Source organism: Variovorax robiniae (genome assembly GCF_037889955.1).
Taxonomy (GTDB): domain Bacteria; phylum Pseudomonadota; class Gammaproteobacteria; order Burkholderiales; family Burkholderiaceae_C; genus Variovorax; species Variovorax robiniae.
This window is the reverse complement of record NZ_JBBKZS010000002.1, coordinates 316,823-334,697: the sequence shown is the minus strand read 5'-3', so window position 1 is coordinate 334,697 and position 17,875 is coordinate 316,823. Positions and strand designations below refer to the sequence as shown.

Below are 17,875 nucleotides of genomic sequence, written 5' to 3'. Positions count from 1 at the left end.
TTCAGTTCTCCGTAGCGGCGGGGTCCGTGAAGACACCGGTCTGGCGGAAGGTCTCGCCCCACAGCGGATGCACCATGGTCAGCGTGAAGCGGAAGCGTCCTTCGCCCAGGTCGGTGTGCGCGACGCGGCACACGCCGGGTGTCAGCAGGGCCGGCACGGCGATGCGAACGCGGCCCCACACCAGTTGGAAGCGCCGGCTGCGAAACACCAGCGAGCCGGCTTCCTCGAACACGTCGAGCGACATGCTCAGTCCGCCGTCGGTGCGCTCCAGCAGGCCGCCGTCCGCGCCGATCTCCTTGGTGGAACGCACGATGCGGTCACCGCCGATGCCGCCGCGATGGAAGCTGCGTTCCCACACCACGCCGCCGCGGCCGTTGTCGCTCACGCGCACGGTGGTCGGCACGGCATCGGCATTGATGCGTGTCAACGGGCCGCCGAAGAGATGCGCAACGCGTGCATACAGGCGGCCGATGCGCGAGCAGTGCAGGTCCATGTGGCCGATGTAGGTCACGTCGGCATGGCCTGCGGCGAAGCGGCGTTGCACGGCGGCGGGCAGGCGCGCCCAGCCGGCAGCGCCAACCAGGGCGGGGAGGTCCAGAGGCGCGACGGGAGCGGAAGCGCCGTTGGAACGGAGGGGAAGGCGTGACAGCAAGGCATTCATGTGAGGCTCGATTCAGGTGGTTGTCGACCTCTCCATTGCCAAAACCGGGCCAGCCCGCTGACGCCACGCAAGTCTTTGATTTCATTGGAAATTGCTTTTGAATCTGCATACTTCGTATACAGTCCGCGCAAGCCCGATCGTCAACGCCGTTGACAGGCCCCCACCCGCGTTTCGACCCGCCCGCGAAGCCGCCTTCATGCTCATCCACGCCGTCCTCGCCTTCGCACTGTTCGAGACGCTCGCGCTCGCCGGCGTGCTGCTGGTGTGGGCGGACCGGGTCGCCGGCGCACGCCTGCTCGCGGTGTTCCTGGCGGGCATCGCCGTGTGGATCACGGGCAATGAGTTGCCCAACTGGTTCGGCCCTGAGACCGAGCACACGGCGATCCGGCTGCTGGCGACGGCGCCGCTCACCTCAGCCTTCTTCTTCCACTTCTGCACGGTGTTCTGCCGGGTCGACATCGGCCGCGTCGGCGTCGCGGCCGCTTATGCGCTGGGGGGAGGGGCGACGCTGCTGGCGGAGATCTTCCTGCCGGGCCACATCGTCCAGCAGCGCTACATCGGCTGGATCGCGGTCGCCAATCCGGTCGGCACGGTGGCCAGCCTGGCTTGGGTGATCCTGGGCGTGGGCGGCGTCACGGTGCTGGTGCGATCGCTGATGCGCGCCACGCGGCCGGCTTACAGCCAGATCGCTGCCGTCACTGCGTCCTGCCTCTGGGGCATGGTGTGCCTCAGCGGCTACGGCATGGCGGTGCTCGATTGGCCGGTGTATCCGTTCCCATTGCTGGGCTTGCCGCTCTATCCGCTGATCCTGGTCTACGGCATCCTGCGCTACGGCGTGTTCGTCGCCAACGCCTGGGCCCGGCGCGCGCTGGTATGGGCGCTGCTGCTGGCGCTGGGCGCGGGCATCGTGGCGCTGATGCCGCTGTTGCCGATCGAATCGCGCTGGCTGGGCGGACTGGTGGTCGCGGCCAGTTGCCTGGCGTTGAACGGGCCGGTGCGGCGCTTTGCCGAACGGCTGGTCTATCCCGGTGGCGACGTGTCGGTGGCGGACCTGGGCGAGTGGCGGCGCGTGCTGCAGTCTGCGGAGACGCCGCAGGCGCTGGCGCAGCAGTCCGCCACGCTGCTGGGCGAGCGCATCGGCACGAGGGTGGATGTCCGCGTCGGCGAAGCGCGCAGCGACGACAGCGGCGCGCCGCAATTGATCTGCGTGGATGCAGGTGATGGCTGGCGGTCCGCGCTGAAAGGCTGGGAGGCCGCGCCGCCCGGGTTGCGCCATGTCGCCGAACTGTTCGGCACGGTCGTCGCGGAGGCGGCGATGCGCGTCGAGCAGACGCAGCACATCGCGGCGCGCGAACGCGAGCGGCAGTTGCAGGCGCGTCTCGCGGAACTCGGCTCGCTCGCGGCCACGGTGGCGCATGACATCCGCAATCCGCTCAACATCATCGCCATGGCCGTGGCGGGCGCGCCCAGCGAAACGCGGCGCGAAGTGGCCGACCAGGTGGCTCGCATCTCGCACCTGACGCGTGACCTGCTGGACTATGCCAAGCCGTGGAAGCTCGCGCCGACGCGCATCGACCTCGCCGCCCATGTGCGCACTGCGGCAATGCGCCTGCCCGACGTGAGCCTCGGCGCCGGACTCGAGCAGGCCCTGATGGTGGAGGCCGACCCGCGGCGCCTCGACCAGGCCTTGACCAACCTGTTCGAGAACGCGCGCACTGCCACTGAATCCGGCGCCACCGACATGCCGGCACAAGGCCACGTCCACATCGACGCTGAAATCACCGATGGCGCCGTCCTGCTGCACGTCTGCGACGACGGCCCCGGTGTCCCGCCCGAGATCCGCGACCGCCTGTTCGAGCCCTTCGCCTCCCGCAGCCCCGGCGGCACCGGCCTGGGCCTGGCCATCGTCGCCCGCATCATGAACGCCCACGGCGGCTCGGTCGCGCTGACCGAGCGCCCGCCCTGGCGCACCTGCTTCACGCTGAGATTCCCCCATGTCCGAAACACCTGAATCCGGCCGCGTCCTGCTCGTCGATGACGAGGCCGCCTTCCAGCGCCTGGGCGGCTCCTTCCTTCGCGGCTTGGGCCATGAAGTCTCGATCGCGGGCGATGGCGAGCAGGCCCTGGCCGCCTTTGCCCGTCAGAAGCCGGAACTGGTGCTGCTCGACCTGGCCATGCCGCCACACATGGACCCGGAGATCGGCCTGGAACTGATCCCGCGCTTTGCCCGCGTGCCGGTCGTCGTGCTGACCGGCCACGGCGAGCACGACCTGGCCTTGCGCGCCACCGAACTCGGCGCCTGGGATTTCCTGACCAAGCCGATCGACCCCGACATGCTGCGCATCGTCGTCGCGCGCGCGTTGCGCAAGGCGCGGCTCGATGCCGAACTGATCACGCTGCGCGCCGAGCAGGCCACGGACGACCTGGGCATGGTCGGCCAGGCGCCGGCCACGATCCAGTTGCGCGCCCTGGTCCGCCGCGTCGCGCAGACCACGGTCAGCGTGCTGGTGCTCGGCCCGACTGGCACGGGCAAGGAACTGGTGGCCCGCGCGTTGCATGCCTGCAGTGCGCGCAGTGGCGGGCCCTTCGTCGCGATCCATTGCGGCGCGCTCTCCGCCGAACTGCTGGAGAGCGAGCTGTTCGGCCACATGAAAGGCAGCTTCACCGGCGCCTACCGCGACCAGCCCGGCCTGGTCGAAGCAGCGCATGGCGGCACGCTGTTCCTCGACGAGGTCGGCGAGATGCCGCCGCCGATGCAGGTCAAGCTGCTGCGATTCCTGCAAGAGGGCGCCTTCGTGCCGGTGGGCGGCAGGGCGCAGAAGCATGCCGATGCCCGCGTGGTCGCCGCCACGCACCGCGACCTCGAAGCCATGGTGCGCGACGGCAGCTTCCGCGAAGACTTGTTCTATCGACTCAAGGGCGTGGTGCTGCGCACGCCCGCGCTGTTGGAGCGACCCGGCGACGTGCCTGTGCTGGCGACGCGCTTCCTGCACCGGGTCGCACCGCGCGCCGGCCTGTCCGCCGGTGCCCTGGCTTGGCTCACCACACGGGACTGGCCGGGCAATGTGCGTGAGCTGAAGGCGGTCGTCGAATCGGCCGGCGCGCTGTTGCTGCCCGACCAGCGGGAGGTCGATGCGGAACTGCTGCGCCTGGCCAGCGGCGACATGTCCGAAGGCCCACGCACGGAGCCCGCTTCTTCATCCAGCGAAGGCGCCGGTGCACTCGATGCCGCCATCAACGAACTCGAATTGCGCCTGGTGCGCGATGCGATGGCCGCAGCCGGCGGAAATCAATCAGAAGCCGCACGGCGGCTGGGGATCTCGCGGGTGGGATTGATCAAGAAGCTGACGCGGCTGGGGTTGCGGTGATTCAACGGTGAACAGGCAGGACGGGGGACTGTTGGGGTCCACCTTTCACTGAAACCTCGAACTTCAGCGTTCTGTGAAATTGGAGTCTCCAGTGAATTGTCGGTCGCTCGTTCAACAAGGACCGTCGACAAGTGCGCTATCCCCCGCGCCGCCCCAGCTTGCGATATACGGTCGCCCGGCTGATCCCGAGCACACGTGCCGCCTCGGCCACATTGCCGCGGGCCTCGGCCACGGCCGTTCGGATCAGCGCCGTCTCGACATCGCGCAGCCGCTGGCGCGGCACGGTGTCGCCAGCGGCCGCCATCGCATCGTCATTCCCGCGCCCCACCAGCGGCAGCGCCTGCAAGCGCAAGCCTGACCACAGCGGCACCTCGATCGGCGTTTCGTCGGCGCGGCGCGCGGCGTCCCACAACAAGGTCCAGGGCAGGGCGAACAGGTCGCTGGCGTGCAACGGTGACGAAGAAGCGGCCATCGCGGACTGGTTCACCATCTCCCGCGCCGCCGCGTTGCTGGCCGTCACATGACCGTCACGGTCCAGGCACAGCAGCCCTTCGGATTCCGCATGCCCGCCCCAGCCCGGCCAGTTCAGCCGCACCAGAAGGTCATGCGGTTGCCGCAACACCAGCGCGTTCTCGATGCTGCGTGCCGACAGCGCCGCCAGTTGCTTGAGTTCCGGCCGTTCCACCGCATTCACCGCACTCAGGTCCAGCATGCCGACACAGCTTCCGTCATGCCCGAACAGCGGCGCGCCTGCGCAACTGAACACGCTGGTGTCGTCGAAGAAGTGTTCATTGCGGTGCAGCCACACCGGCTGCAACTCCGACAGCGCGGCGCCGATGGCCGTGGTGCCGACAGCCCGCTCCGAGAGATCGACGCCGATGCGCGCAATGTTGGTAGCCACTCGCTCCGCGTTGGCCAGCAGCCCGCGCGTATCGATCACCACGCCGCGCGCATCCGTCAGGATCGCGAAGTAGCCGGTGTCCGCAATCGCCCGCGCCAGCCGGTCGAGCACCGGCCGCGCCGCGTCGACCAGGCCCCGATTGCGCTCGGCCATGCGACGCGCATGCTGCGCCGACACGGCATCGAAGCTCACCCGCTGCTGCGGCCTGTGGCCGGCCGAAAGGCAACGCTGCCACGAGCGCGAAATCCAGGGGGCGACACGCGGGCTGTCGATGGCGGCGGCGTCGATCACTTCGAGTCGCGCCTGGGCAATCTGCGCGGTGCGCTCAGTCGGCGGAAGGGGAATGGAAAGGTGCATCAAGGGGGACTTTGTAGGCGCGCGCTGTTGCATTTTGAGAATTTCAAAGCAAGCCTGCAATCGTCTAGGGTTTTGCCTAGCAGCCGCCTGCGGACCCGCACCGAAGATTCAGATCGCCGAATTCGGCCATCAGCCATCCCCATAAAAGGAGTCAGCCACATGCAGGTCAAGCTCACGGTCAACGGCCGCGCGGTCACGGTCGACGCGCCGCCCAACACCTTCCTCGTGCACGCCATCCGCGAGCATCTCCACCTGACCGGCACCCACGTCGGTTGCGACACGGCCCAGTGCGGCGCCTGCACCGTCCACGTCAACGGCCGCGCGGTCAAGTCCTGCAACGTGCTGGTCGGCCAGGTCGCCGGCGCCCAAGTCACCACCATCGAAGGCATCTCCCAGCCCGACGGCACCATGCACCCGATGCAGGCCGCGTTCAAGGAATGCCACGGCCTGCAATGCGGCTTCTGCACGCCCGGCATGGTCATGAGCGCCATCGACCTGTGCACCCACCATCCCAAGTCCAGCGAGACCGAGATCCGCTCGCTGCTCGACGGCAACCTGTGCCGCTGCACCGGCTACCAGAACATCGTCAAGGCGGTGCAGATGGGTGGCGAGGCGATGCTCGCCGCGCCCGCCAAGGCCACCGTCTCGGCATAAGCAGGAGCACACGACATGGGTGCTTCCGACTTCTCCAAGCTGCCGCACATCGGCGAGGCGCTGCGCCGCAAGGAAGACTATCGCTTCCTGACCGGCTCGGGCAACTACACCGACGACGTGACCATGGCCAACCAGGCCTATTGCGTCTTCCTGCGTTCGCCGCACGCGCACGCCACGATCAAGTCCATCGACACCTCCGGCGCCGCCGGCATGCCCGGCGTGGTCGGCATCTTCACCGGCAAGGACATCGAGGGAAAGATGGGCGGGCTGCCTTGCGGCTGGCTCATCAACAACCCCGACGGCACGCCGATGAAGGAGCCGATGCACCCGATCCTCGCGATCAACAAGGTGCGCTACGTGGGTGACCACGTCGCCATGGTCGTGGCCGAATCGGTCGAGCAGGCCAAGAACGCGGCCGAGGCCATCAGCGTCGACTACGACGTGCATCCCGCGCTGGTCAGCGTGGCCGACGCCGCGAAGAAAAGCAGCGGCGTCACCCTCCATGACGAGGCGCCCGACAACCAGTGCTACAAGTGGGCGATCGGCGACAAGGCGGCGGTCGACGCGGCCTTTGCCGGCGCGGCGCATGTCACGAAGCTGGACCTGGTCAACAACCGGCTCATCCCGAATCCCATCGAGCCGCGCGTCGCCATCGGCAGCTACAGCCGTTCGAGCGAGGAATACACGCTCTACGTGGCCAACCAGAACCCACACGTCGAGCGCCTGCTGATGTCGGCTTTCGTGCTGGGCCTGCCGGAGCACAAGGTGCGCGTGATCGCGCCGGACGTGGGCGGCGGCTTCGGGTCGAAGATCTTTCTCTACGCGGAAGACGTGTGCCTGACCTGGGCATCGAAGCAGCTCAACCGCAGCATCAAGTGGACGGCCGAGCGCTCCGAATGCTTCCTCAGCGACGCTCATGGCCGCGACCATGTGAGCCATGCCGAAATGGCCATGGACAGTCAAGGCAAGTTCCTCGCCATGCGGGTCCACACCGACGCCAACCTCGGCGCCTACCTGTCGACCTTCGCGACCGCGGTGCCGACCATCCTCTACGCCACGCTGCTCGCCGGCCAGTACGCGACGCCGCAGATCTACGTGGAAGTCGATGCCTGGTTCACCAACACCGCGCCGGTCGATGCCTACCGCGGCGCGGGACGGCCGGAGGCCACCTACTTGCTGGAGCGCCTGGTCTCGCGCTGCGCCTGGGAAATGAACCTCGGCCAGGACGAGATCCGCAAGCGCAACTTCATCACCACCTTCCCGTACCAGACGCCGGTGGCGCTGCAATACGACACGGGCGACTTCCATGCCTGCATGGACAAGTCGAAGGCTTTGGCGGACGTGGCCGGCTACGAGGCGCGCAAGTCCGCGAGCGCGGCGCAGGGCAAGCTGCGCGGCATCGGCTACTCCAGCTACATCGAGGCCTGCGGCATCGCACCGTCGAACATCGCGGGTGCGCTCGGTGCGCGCGCGGGGCTGTTCGAATGCGGCGAGATCCGCGTGCATCCGACCGGCAGCGTGACCGTGTTCACCGGCTCGCACAGCCACGGCCAGGGCCATGAGACGACCTTTGCGCAGGTCGTGGCGGCGCGCCTCGGCATCTCGCCGGAAGCGGTCGACGTGGTGCATGGCGACACCGGCCGCGTGCCTTTCGGCATGGGCACCTACGGCTCGCGTTCGATCTCGGTCGGCGGCGCAGCCATCATGAAGGCGCTGGACAAGATCGAGGCCAAGGCCAAGAAGATCGCGGCCCACCTCATGGAAGCCAGCGATGCTGACATCGAGTTCGCCAACGGCGAGTTCACCGTGAAGGGCACCGACAAGAAGATCCCCTTCGGGCAGGTGGCGCTGACGGCCTACGTACCGCACAACTACCCGCTCGACAAGCTGGAGCCGGGCCTCAACGAAGCCGCGTTCTACGACCCGACCAACTTCACCTTCCCGGGCGGCACCTACATCTGCGAGGTGGAGATCGACAAGGGCACCGGCGAGGTCAAGGTCGACCGCTTCACGGCGGTGGACGACTTCGGCACCATCATCAACCCGATGATCGTGGAAGGCCAGGTGCATGGCGGCATCGTGCAGGGCATCGGCCAGGCGCTGATGGAGAACTGCGTGTACGACAACACGACGGGCCAACTGCTCACCGGCAGCTTCATGGACTACGCCATGCCGCGTGCCGAGGACTTCCCGCAATTCAAGCTCGACACCGTCTGCACGCCCTGCACCCACAACGCGCTGGGCACCAAGGGCTGCGGCGAGGCCGGTGCGATCGGCTCGCCGCCGGCGGTTGTCAACGCCGTGCTGGATGCGCTGGCACCGCTCGGCGTGAAGGACATCGACATGCCGGTGTCGCCGCATCGCGTGTGGGAGGCCATGCAGAAGGGCAGCACCACGCCCACGCAGCAACCCCAAACTCCGTCGCTGGCCGCCAGCACCCAGGGCCGTCCGGCCGCCTGATCAGGAAGGAACCTCACACCATGTACGCCTTCACCCTCGAACGTCCCGCCACCGTCGCCGATGCCGTCAAGCTGGCTGGCGCAGGCGGCAAGCCGCTGGCCGGCGGCCAGACGCTGCTGGCCTCGATGAAGCTGCGCCTGTCGGCACCCGAGCAACTCGTCGACCTCGGCGGCATCGCGGAACTCGCCGGCATCAAGAAAGACGGCAACACGCTCGTCGTCGGCGCCATGTCGCGCCACCTCGACGTGGCCAACAACGCCGACGTCAAGGCCGCCTACCCGGCGCTGGCCAACCTGGCCTCGCGCATCGGCGACCGCCAGGTGCGTGCCATGGGCACCATCGGCGGCTCGGTGGCCAACAACGACCCGGCCGCCTGCTATCCGAGCGCGGTGCTCGGTTCGGGCGCGACCATCGTCACCAGCAAGCGCGAGATCGCGGCGGACGACTTCTTCCAGGGCCTGTTCACCACGGCGCTGGAAGAGGGCGAACTGATCACCGCGATCCGCTTCCCGATCCCGAAGAAGGCGGTGTACGAGAAGCTGCGCCAGAAAGCCTCGCACTTCCCGCTGGTCGGCGTGTTCCTCGCGCAGTACGACAGCGGTGTGCGCGTGGCCGTGACCGGCGCGGGCAACGGCGTGTTCCGGCACAAGGGGCTGGAGAATGCGCTGAGCAAGAGCTTCACGCCGGAGTCGGCAGCCGCCGTGAAGATCGATGCGAGCGAGCTCAATTCGGACCTGCATGCGTCGGCGGCCTATCGCGCCAACCTGATCAGCGTGCTCACGCAACGCGCGGTCCAGGCGCTGGCATAGCCCAGGTCGCTGCGCTTTCGCTCGCGGCTTTCACCCTTCGGCCATGGGAGCACCTGCGGGCCGGCGATGCCGGTCCCGTGGTGTTTCCCGAAGTCCAGAGGGGTTGCGAGCGAACTCGCGGTAAAAAGACAACATGACTCCTGAAACCCCGACCGCTCCCTTTGCCACCATCGACGCGGTCTCGCAGGCCCTGCAAGCCGCGGGCTACTTCGCGGACCGCCGCCTGGCGACCGCCGTGTTCCTGGCGCTCAAGTTGCAACGCCCGCTGCTGCTGGAGGGCGAACCCGGCGTGGGCAAGACCGAACTGGCCAAGGCGCTGTCGAAGGCGCTGGAGCGAGAACTGCTGCGCCTGCAGTGCTACGACGGCCTGGAGCAGCGCGAGGCGCTCTACGAATGGAACTACGCCGCGCAACTGTTGCACATGCGCGCGGCCGAGGCGCATGGCGCGTCGAGCGACATCGAGTCCGAGGTCTACCAACCCCGCTACCTGGTGCGTCGCCCCTTGCTGCAAGCCTTGCAGGCCCCCATCCCGGGCGCCGTCCTGCTGATCGACGAAGTCGACCGCGCCGACGAGCCCTTCGAAGCCTTCTTGCTCGAATACCTCGGTGAATACCAGGTCAGCATCCCCGAACTGGGCACGGTGCGCGCCATCGTGCCGCCGGTCACGATCCTCACCAGCAACCGCACGCGCGACCTGAACGATGCCGTCAAGCGCCGTTGCCTCTACCACTGGCTCGACTACCCCGAGCGTGAACGCGAACTGGCCATCGTGCGAGCCCAGGCGCCGCAGGCAGGTGACGTGCTGTCGGAGCAGGTGGCCGCCTTCGTCGGCAAGCTGCGCTCCACGCCCTACAACAACGCCTTCCAGCGCGCCCCCGGCATTGCCGAAAGCGTCGAATGGGCCAAGGCCCTGGTCGCGCTGGACACGCTGGAACTGGACCCCGAAGTCGTGGTCGACACAGCCGGCATCCTCTTCAAGCAACGCGACGACGTGGCCGCGTTGACCCATGAGCTCGCCACCGACCTGCTGAAGCCGGAGGAGGCAGGGGCATGAAGACGGGAACATGCAGCAACTAGGCGACGCCCGCCGCGGCAAGCTCGCCGGCAACATGGCGAGCTTCGGCCGCGCATTGCGCCGTGCCGGCGTGCGCACCGATTCGGCGCGCATCGCGCTGGCGGCCGAGGCGGTGATGCTGGTCGGCGTCGACAACCGCCTGGACTTCGCCGCCGCGATGGAATCCGTGATGGTCAGCCGCGAGCAGGACCGCATGGTGTTCCGCGAACTGTTCGATGCCTGGTTCCGCGACCCTGAGCTGGCCAAGAAGATCCTGCAACAGATGCTCCCCAGCGCCGAGGGCAAGGCCGAGCCAGTCAAGCGCCGCCCGCGCGTGCGCGAAGCCTTGGCCGCACCGCGCGCCAAGGTCATGCCGGCGAAGAACGAGCGTGAAGTCGAGTTCGACACCACCATGACAGCCAGCGATCGGCAGCGCATGCAGCATGCCGACTTCAACGCGCTCGGCGCCGCCGAATACCGCTTGGTCGAGCGCCTGGCGCGTGACATCGCCTTGCCCGTGCCCAAGCTGCCCGCGCGCCGCCTGCGCGTGGCCACCGGCGCCGGCACGCATTCGCGCATGCACTGGCCCGGCGTGCTGCACCAGGCCGCGCGCTCTGCCGGCGAGTTGATCCGCCTGCCGCGCCTGGAGCGAAGCAAGAAGCCCTTGCCGCTGCTGATCCTGGTCGACGTGTCGGGCTCCATGGAGCGCTATGCCCGCCTGCTGCTGGCCTTCCTGCACGCGGCCACGCGCCGGGCTGGCCAGCGCGACGTGTTCGCCTTCGGCACGCACCTGACGGACCTCACGCCCGCCTTCCGCATCGCCGACACCGACGCCATGCTCGAAGCCGCGAGCGCCGCCATCGACGACTTCGCCGGCGGCACGCGCCTCGGCGGATCGCTGACCCAGCTGCGCCGCAAACACGCCCGGAGACTCGTCGGCCGCCGCACCCTGGTGCTCGTCATCAGCGACGGCCTCGACACCGGCGAGCCGGCCGAACTGGAGCAGGAACTGCTCTGGCTCAAGCGCCATTCGCGCAAGCTGCTGTGGCTGAACCCGCTGATGCGCTACGAGGGCTATGCGCCCCTTGCGCGCGGGGCGGCATTGCTGCACCGCCATGCGGACGCGATGCTCGCGGTCCACAATTTGAGCGCGCTGGAAGAGTTGGCCGCGAGCCTTGCCGCACTCATGCGGGCCAGCCGATAGGCCCGGCCACAACGACAGGACAGAAGAAGGAAACACCATGGAAATGCTCGGCACCCGCCAACTTGGCGTCACTCAACAACAGGCCTGGGAGGCGCTCAACGACCCGGCCACGCTGAAGGCCTGCCTGGCAGGATGCGACAAGTTCGAGCCCGCCGGCGACGACAACTATGTCGTCGGCATGGCGGTCAAGGTCGGCCCGGTGTCGGCCAAGTTCACCGGCAAGGTCGCGCTGACCGAGATCGTGCCGCCGCAGAGCTACAAGCTCTCCTTCGAAGGACAAGGCGGCGTCGCGGGCTTCGGCAAGGGCGCGTCCAGCGTCACGCTGACGCCGAACGCGGAAGGCTGCGAGCTCGGCTACACCGTGCAGGCCCAGGTCGGCGGCAAGATCGCGCAGCTGGGCCAGCGCCTGGTCGATGGCGCCGCCAAGTCGATGGCCGATGACTTCTTCAAGCGTTTCGATGCGCTGATGGCGGAACGCTACCCGGCACCGGCCGCCGCCGTCGCCGCCAACGACGAGGCGGAGGAAGAGGGTGGCACCTCCTTCGGCAGCATCGATTCGCTCGCGCCGCGCACCCGGCCGATGCCGGCCTCGGCCGCACCCGCCGGTGGCTCGAGCCAGAAGTGGATCTGGGTCGTCGTGGCCGTGGTGGTGGCCATCGGCGCCTACATGTACCTGCGCGGCTAGGAGGACAGGCGGCCATGGAAAACCTGGATGTGATGGTGCTGCGGCACCTGCGCGACTGGCGCCTCGCTGGCCGCCGCGCCATGCTGACGACCGTGGTGCGCACCTGGGGCTCGTCGCCGCGGCCGGTCGGCTCGATCATGGCGCTGGCGGAAGACGGCGCGGTGTCCGGCTCGGTCTCCGGCGGCTGCATCGAGGACGACCTCATCGCGCGCTACTCGCGCGCCCACGGCGGGCCCGGCACCATGCCGCACGGCAAGCCGGCGCTCGTCAAGTACGGCATCACGGCGGACGAGGCGCACCGCTTCGGCCTGCCGTGCGGCGGCACGCTGGAACTGCTGCTCGAGTACGACCCCGATGCCGCGTCGCTGCAGGCGCTGGTGGCCGAGCTGGAGCAAGGCAGGCTCATGCAGCGCACCGTGTCGCTGGCCGACGGCAGCGTCAAGCTGGCAGCGGCCTTGTCGCCGGCTGCGCTCTCCGTCGACGAGCGCGAACTCGTCAACACCTTCGGCCCTGAATACCGCATGCTCCTGATCGGCGCCGGCCAGCTCGCCGAGTACCTGGCCACCATGGCGAGCTTCAGCGGCTTTGCCGTCACCCTGTGCGACCCGCGCGACGAATACCGCAGCGAGTGGTCCGTGCCCGGCGTGACCATCACCACCGAGATGCCTGACGACGCCGTCACCGCCTTCCGCCCCGATCGGCGCAGTTGCGTCGTCGGCCTCACGCACGACCCCAAGCTCGACGACCTGGCGCTGCTGGAGGCCTTGCAGTCCGAGGCCTTCTACGTCGGCGCCATCGGCTCGCGCCGCAATGCCGAGGCGCGGCGCGAACGCATGATCGAGCACTTCGACCAGACCGAGCAATCATTGGCACGCCTGCGCGGCCCGATCGGCATCTACATCGGCAGCAAGACGCCGCCCGAGATCGCGGTCAGCGTGATGGCGGAGATCCTGGCCGTCAAGAATGCGGTGACCTTGCCGCGCGAAGCTGAAGTGGCGCATGCCAAGGCGCTGCAGGAAACAGATTGACCCTCAAAATTTCACGGGTTTACGGCTTCGTCTGACAAGCGGGGCGGATTCGGCCGTTCAGCATAGTAAATTTGGCTGGTCTCGCTCGGTGCCAAGCTGAATTGGTGGCGTAGCTCCAGTTCACCTGCTTGTGCCCATGTTCCGCGACCCTCTCCATGATCTATCCGTGACTGTCCCGCCAGCGGTCGATTTCTCGGGCCGCCGTTGGGTGGATTCACGGGACCCCGCCCGCTGGCGCCAGGTTGGCGAGCAGTCGTTTTCCTTTCACCACAACCTCGCCAGCCATCCCCTGTTTGAAATCGATCGACTCGGCTCGCTGGTCGAGAAGACCGTCGACCAGTCCAACTGGATGCGCGATTTCACGCCTGAGCAGCGCAGGCTGGGCCGTGAGACGCTGCGAGACCACCTGCGCGATTCGGTGCTGGACATTGCCGCCAGTGACGAATGGGTGGTACTGAACTTCGTCGACCAGGCCGACCCCGAATATCGGGCCTTGTACGAGCAGGTGCTGGCCGACATCGAGCGGGCCGCGGGCACCGAGTTCCGTCAGCAGATGACCTGGGCCGGGATGAGCATCGTCATCCAGCCGCCCGGCTTCGAGGCACCGTATCACTTCGATCATTCGAACACTTTCATCCTGCAGGTCCGCGGTGCGAAGAACATGCAGGTGTTTCCGAACGAGCGCCACGTCGTCACCGAGGAAGAGATCGAGGACTACTACCGCCACAACCCTCTGGCGGCAAAGTTCCGCAGCGAACTGGACGGCGCCGGCACCGACTACCTGCTGCGGCCTGGCGTGGGGGTCTACAACCCGCCGTTGTCGCCGCGCGTGACCCGCACCGGCGATGAAGTGTCGGTGAGCATCTCGATCCACTATTCGCTGCCCGAGGCCGATGCACGCGCGGCGGTCTACCAGGCCAACTATGTGCTGCGCAAGCTCGGCCTGCGGCCCACGCCGCCCGGCCGCTCGCACAGGCTGGACAAGGCCAAGCGCCGCTTCATCGGCGCGCTGTCGAAGTCGAGGCCGGGCAGCTACGAGGAAGCGATCTTCTCAGGCGTCGACCGCCTGGGCGCGCCGCTTCGAATGGCCAAGAAGATCGTCCGCAAGTTCCGGCGCTGACACGAGGCCGCCGTGCGGCGCGTGATGACAAAGCCTGCGGCAGCGATGTCGGGCGTGCGCATGTTGTGGACCGCAGGGATGGGTTGTGAGGTATAAAACCTTGCTCTTTGTCCCACCAGATCGTCCAGCCATCCAGGCCGGCAGGCACTATGCACCACCCACGCAGTCCTTTCGGTTCTTTCTTCGGCAGCCTCCGCAACGGCCTGTGCGTCGTCGCGGCCCTGGGCCTGGCGGGCTGCGCCACGGAGCGGGTCCCCTTGCCGCCGCTGCCGCCATTGCCCTCTTCGAGCGCCCCGGCGCCACCGGCCGCCCCGGCGGCGCGCCCCGCGCCTGCACCACCCGTCGTTGCGCCCCGCCCAGGAGCCGCCTATGTCCGGCCGGCGCTGGGTCCGATCCTGGCCCGGTACGACCGCGAGCGCAACAAGGGGCTCGACTTCGCGGGCGTCGCGGGTGATCCGGTGGTGGCCGCGCGCGATGGGCGCGTGGTCTTGGTCAGCAGCGCCTTGCCCGAATACGGGACGATGATCGTCGTCAAGCATGACGACACCTTCATCACCGCCTATGCCCACGTGGGCAAGGTACTCGTCAAGGAAGACGACGCGGTCCGCCAGGGCCAGCCGATCGCCGAGATGGGCAGCACCGGCACCAACCGCGTGAAGCTCCATTTCGAGATCCGCAAGCAAGGCGTCGCGCAGGATCCGGAGCCCTACCTCAACGGCGACGTGCGCTGAACGGCGCCCGGTCAGGCGCTGTCCGGTGCGACGGCTTCCGGCGCCTCGCGGCCTTGGGCGGCCGCAGCTTCGGCGGCCACGCGGTCCTCCTTGCGGGCGCGGAACAGTGCCGCACGCATGAGGAAGATCGTCGTGATCGGCGCCGTCAGTGCGACGAACAGGGAGATGAGGCCCGCATGCAGGAACAGGTGCAATCCTTGCACCGAGAAATAGATGCCGGTTGCCAGCGTGATGCACCACACGCCGAAGGTCGCGCCCAGCGTCGGCGCGTGGATGCGGCGGAAGAAGGTCGGCAAGCGCACCAGTCCGAAGGAGCCGATTGCGGCGAAGGCGGCACCGAGCACGGCGAACACCGCGGTCAGCACCTCCGCCCACAGCGGCAATGCATCGCTGGGGTTCATTCGATCACCTCGCCACGCAGGAGGAATTTGGCCATCGCCATCGACCCGACGAAGCCGAACAGCGCGATCAGCAGCGCCGCCTCGAAGTACACGTCGCTCGCGTAGATGATGCCGAGCACCAGCATCATCAGCATGCCGTTGATGTAGAGGCAGTCGAGCGCCATCACGCGGTCCTGCGCGGTGGGCCCGATCAGCAGGCGGGCCAGCGCGCAGAGCATGCCGACCGCGAGCAGGAACAGCGCCGCCTTCAGCGCCCAGAGCAAGACGGGTGTCATTCGAAGATCTCCATCAGCGGGCGTTCGTAGCGCTGCTTGATCAGCGCGATGAAGGCCTCTTCGTCGTCCAGGTCGAACACATGGATCAGCAGCGTCGACCGGTCCAGCGCCAGCTCCGCCCAGGCCGTGCCCGGCGTGAGGCACAGCACCATGGCCAGCATGGCCAGCCCGCTCGGATCGCGCATGTCCAGCGGCACCCGCACGAAGCGCGCCGAGATGGCGGCCGTGCGGCGGGTGAGCAGCAGCCGCGCCACCTCGAAGGCCGACGCCACCAGGTCCACCGCCACGCGGCCCGCCAGCCTGAACAGCAGGCCCGGATGGCGTACCCGCGCCTGGGCGGGTCGCAGGCTCCGGGTCAGCATCGGCACCGCAATGGCCAGCACCGCGGCCAGCAGCAAGGTGGCGGCGTCCACCGACTGGTTCAGCAGCACCCACAGGACGAAGAGGACCACCGACAGCGGCGGGGATGACAGCCAGCGATTCATGGCGCCTGCCTTTCGGCAACGGGGTTGGGCACCTGCCGCGCACCCATCACGGCCTTGCGGTAGGCGGTCGGGGTGAACAGGCCCTTGGCCGTCGCCGTGGCGTGCTGCATCACCGGGCCTGCCTGGGTCGTCAGTGCCACGCAGCAGAACAGCAGCGCCGCGGCCGGCAACACCTCGACGGCGCGCAACGCGGGCGGCGCCTCCACGGGCTGGGTCCAGAAGTGGCGGATGCCGGTGCGGGTCATCGCCACCAGCGTGAAGAAGCCCGACACCAGCAGCAACAGGATGAACATCCATCCCGAGGCCCCCATCTCGCGCGCACCAAGGAGGCCCGAGAGCATCGCGAACTTGCCGAGGAAGCCCGACAAGGGCGGCATGCCCGCGAGCAACAGCGTGCAGCAACCGAAGCCCAGCCCCAGCAGGGCGACGCCCGCCGGAATGGCTCGACCGAGGATCGCCTGCTCCTCGTCGTCGAGGTTCACGCCATCCAGGGGCCGCAGGTCGGGGGCGAGGAAAGGCGCGTGGTCGGCGATCTCGTGCGGCGCGATGCTGGCGCCCAGGTTGCGCCAGCGCTCGATCATGTCGATGAGCAGGAAGAAGGCGCTCACCGCCAGCGTCGAACTCAGCAGGTAGTAGATCGCCCCGGCCCACACGGCGGGCTGTCCGAGGCCGATGGCCGTCAGCAGCGTTCCGGCCGACACCAGCACGCTGAAGCCGGCCAGGTTCGACATGCGCTGCGTGCCGACAATGCCCAGCGCACCGACAAACAGCGTCATCATGCCGAGCGCCATCAGCACGTTGTGGCCGAACTGCGCCGAAGCCCCCGTGTCCGGCGCGAACATCAGCGTCCACAGGCGCAGGATGGTGTAGATGCCGAGCTTGGTCAGCAGCGCGAACACCGCGCTGACCGGCGACACGGCCGCGCTGTAGGCCGGCACCAGCCAGAAGTTGAGTGGCCAGGCGCCGGCCTTGGCCAGGAAGGCGGTGAAGAGGATGGCCGTCGCCGCATGCACCAGTCCGCGGTCGGCCGGCGCGATCTGCGCGATACGCATGCCGAGGTCCGCCATGTTCAAGGTGCCGGTGGCGCCATAGAGCATCGACGCGCCGATCAGGAACAGCGAGGAGGCGGCCAGGTTGATCGCGATGTAGTGCAGCCCTGCCTGCACACGCAGCCGGCCCGAGCCGTGCAGCAGCAGGCCATAGGACGCGGCCAGCATCACCTCGAAGAACACGAAGAGGTTGAACAGGTCGCCTGTGAGGAAGGCGCCGTTCAGCCCCATCAATTGCAACTGCAGCAGCGCGTGGAAGTGCACCCCCGCGCGGTCCCAGCGCGAGGTCGAGTAGATCGAGGCCGCGAAGCCGATCACGCCCGTGAGCGCCACCATCAGCGTCGAGAGCCGGTCGGCCACCAGCACGATGCCGAAGGGAGCGCGCCAGTTGCCCGGCAGGTACACCCCGATGGAACCGGCCCCGCCGCCCACGTCGGGAGCGTTCACCCAGCGCAACAAGGCCAGCGCGGAGATCATCCCGATCAGGCCCGACACCACGCTCAGCACCGCCTTCTCGCGGCGCCGCTTCTCGTTGAGCAGCAACATGAGCGCCGCCGTGAGCATTGGCACGAGGATTGGCACGGCCACCAGGTGCGGCATGGTGGCGTCCAGCAAGCGGTCGAGCAGTTGCGT

At 68.1% G+C, this 17,875-nt stretch carries 17 protein-coding genes; 11 read left to right on the top strand and 6 right to left on the bottom strand.

Annotated features, from left to right (window positions below):
* Position 1: 1 nt before the first annotated feature.
* The gene (locus tag WKW79_RS05755) at positions 2–661 is read right to left on the bottom strand and encodes a DUF4166 domain-containing protein (protein WP_340334152.1); all 660 of its coding nucleotides are present in this window, start codon (positions 659–661) and stop codon (positions 2–4) included.
* Between the two features lie 196 nt (positions 662–857).
* On the opposite strand from WKW79_RS05755, the gene WKW79_RS05750 reads away from it, so the two are divergent.
* A complete protein-coding gene (locus WKW79_RS05750; protein ID WP_340334151.1) occupies positions 858–2,672 on the top strand; it encodes a sensor histidine kinase in 1,815 nt (604 codons plus the stop codon).
* Complete coding sequence (locus WKW79_RS05745) at positions 2,656–4,029, top strand: sigma-54-dependent transcriptional regulator (protein ID WP_340334150.1); 1,374 nt, start codon at positions 2,656–2,658, stop codon at positions 4,027–4,029. Before WKW79_RS05750 ends, WKW79_RS05745 begins: the two co-directional genes overlap by 17 nt.
* Positions 4,030–4,165: 136 nt before the next feature.
* Here the strand turns inward: WKW79_RS05745 and WKW79_RS05740 are convergent, their stop codons facing one another.
* Positions 4,166–5,287 (bottom strand): helix-turn-helix domain-containing protein, encoded by a 1,122-nt coding sequence (locus WKW79_RS05740; RefSeq protein ID WP_340334622.1) that lies wholly within the window; start codon positions 5,285–5,287, stop codon positions 4,166–4,168.
* Between the two features lie 159 nt (positions 5,288–5,446).
* Here WKW79_RS05740 and WKW79_RS05735 point away from each other — a divergent pair, with 159 nt between their 5' ends.
* The 9 genes from WKW79_RS05735 to WKW79_RS05695 all read left to right on the top strand — a co-directional run bounded on the left by WKW79_RS05735 (position 5,447) and on the right by WKW79_RS05695 (position 15,032).
* On the top strand, positions 5,447–5,941 hold the full coding sequence (locus WKW79_RS05735) for a (2Fe-2S)-binding protein (protein WP_340334149.1): 495 nt from the start codon (positions 5,447–5,449) through the stop codon (positions 5,939–5,941).
* 15 nt (positions 5,942–5,956) lie between these two features.
* Positions 5,957–8,401 (top strand): xanthine dehydrogenase family protein molybdopterin-binding subunit, encoded by a 2,445-nt coding sequence (locus tag WKW79_RS05730; protein ID WP_340334148.1) that lies wholly within the window; start codon positions 5,957–5,959, stop codon positions 8,399–8,401.
* A gap of 20 nt (positions 8,402–8,421) precedes the next feature.
* The gene (locus WKW79_RS05725) at positions 8,422–9,210 is read left to right on the top strand and encodes an FAD binding domain-containing protein (RefSeq protein ID WP_340334147.1); all 789 of its coding nucleotides are present in this window, start codon (positions 8,422–8,424) and stop codon (positions 9,208–9,210) included.
* Positions 9,211–9,343: 133 nt separating this feature from the next.
* Positions 9,344–10,264 (top strand): AAA family ATPase, encoded by a 921-nt coding sequence (locus WKW79_RS05720; RefSeq protein WP_340334146.1) that lies wholly within the window; start codon positions 9,344–9,346, stop codon positions 10,262–10,264.
* Positions 10,265–10,274: 10 nt separating this feature from the next.
* Positions 10,275–11,468, top strand: coding sequence for a vWA domain-containing protein (locus WKW79_RS05715; protein WP_340334145.1), 1,194 nt, complete (start codon positions 10,275–10,277; stop codon positions 11,466–11,468).
* 37 nt (positions 11,469–11,505) lie between these two features.
* Positions 11,506–12,153, top strand: coding sequence for an SRPBCC family protein (locus tag WKW79_RS05710; RefSeq protein ID WP_340334144.1), 648 nt, complete (start codon positions 11,506–11,508; stop codon positions 12,151–12,153).
* A gap of 14 nt (positions 12,154–12,167) precedes the next feature.
* Entirely contained in the window at positions 12,168–13,181 is a 1,014-nt protein-coding gene (locus tag WKW79_RS05705; RefSeq protein ID WP_340334143.1) for an XdhC family protein, read from the top strand.
* A gap of 166 nt (positions 13,182–13,347) precedes the next feature.
* Complete coding sequence (locus WKW79_RS05700) at positions 13,348–14,301, top strand: JmjC domain-containing protein (RefSeq protein WP_340334142.1); 954 nt, start codon at positions 13,348–13,350, stop codon at positions 14,299–14,301.
* Between the two features lie 149 nt (positions 14,302–14,450).
* Positions 14,451–15,032: a murein hydrolase activator EnvC family protein gene (locus WKW79_RS05695; RefSeq protein ID WP_340334141.1), complete on the top strand. Its 582-nt coding sequence runs from the start codon at positions 14,451–14,453 to the stop codon at positions 15,030–15,032.
* Between the two features lie 11 nt (positions 15,033–15,043).
* Here the strand turns inward: WKW79_RS05695 and mnhG are convergent, their stop codons facing one another.
* From mnhG to WKW79_RS05675, 4 genes are read right to left on the bottom strand one after another with little or no spacing between them, the layout of a single operon-like run.
* Positions 15,044–15,433 (bottom strand): monovalent cation/H(+) antiporter subunit G, encoded by a 390-nt coding sequence (gene mnhG / locus WKW79_RS05690; protein ID WP_340334140.1) that lies wholly within the window; start codon positions 15,431–15,433, stop codon positions 15,044–15,046.
* Complete coding sequence (locus tag WKW79_RS05685) at positions 15,430–15,708, bottom strand: K+/H+ antiporter subunit F (protein ID WP_340334139.1); 279 nt, start codon at positions 15,706–15,708, stop codon at positions 15,430–15,432. Before WKW79_RS05685 ends, mnhG begins: the two co-directional genes overlap by 4 nt.
* Positions 15,705–16,193 carry a Na+/H+ antiporter subunit E gene (locus WKW79_RS05680; protein ID WP_340334138.1) on the bottom strand — a complete coding sequence of 163 codons (489 nt, stop codon included), beginning with the start codon at positions 16,191–16,193 and terminating at the stop codon, positions 15,705–15,707. The genes WKW79_RS05685 and WKW79_RS05680 overlap by 4 nt, the downstream gene beginning before the upstream one ends.
* Positions 16,190–17,842 carry a monovalent cation/H+ antiporter subunit D gene (locus WKW79_RS05675; protein ID WP_340334621.1) on the bottom strand — a complete coding sequence of 551 codons (1,653 nt, stop codon included), beginning with the start codon at positions 17,840–17,842 and terminating at the stop codon, positions 16,190–16,192. The genes WKW79_RS05680 and WKW79_RS05675 overlap by 4 nt, the downstream gene beginning before the upstream one ends.
* Positions 17,843–17,875 lie beyond the last annotated feature (33 nt).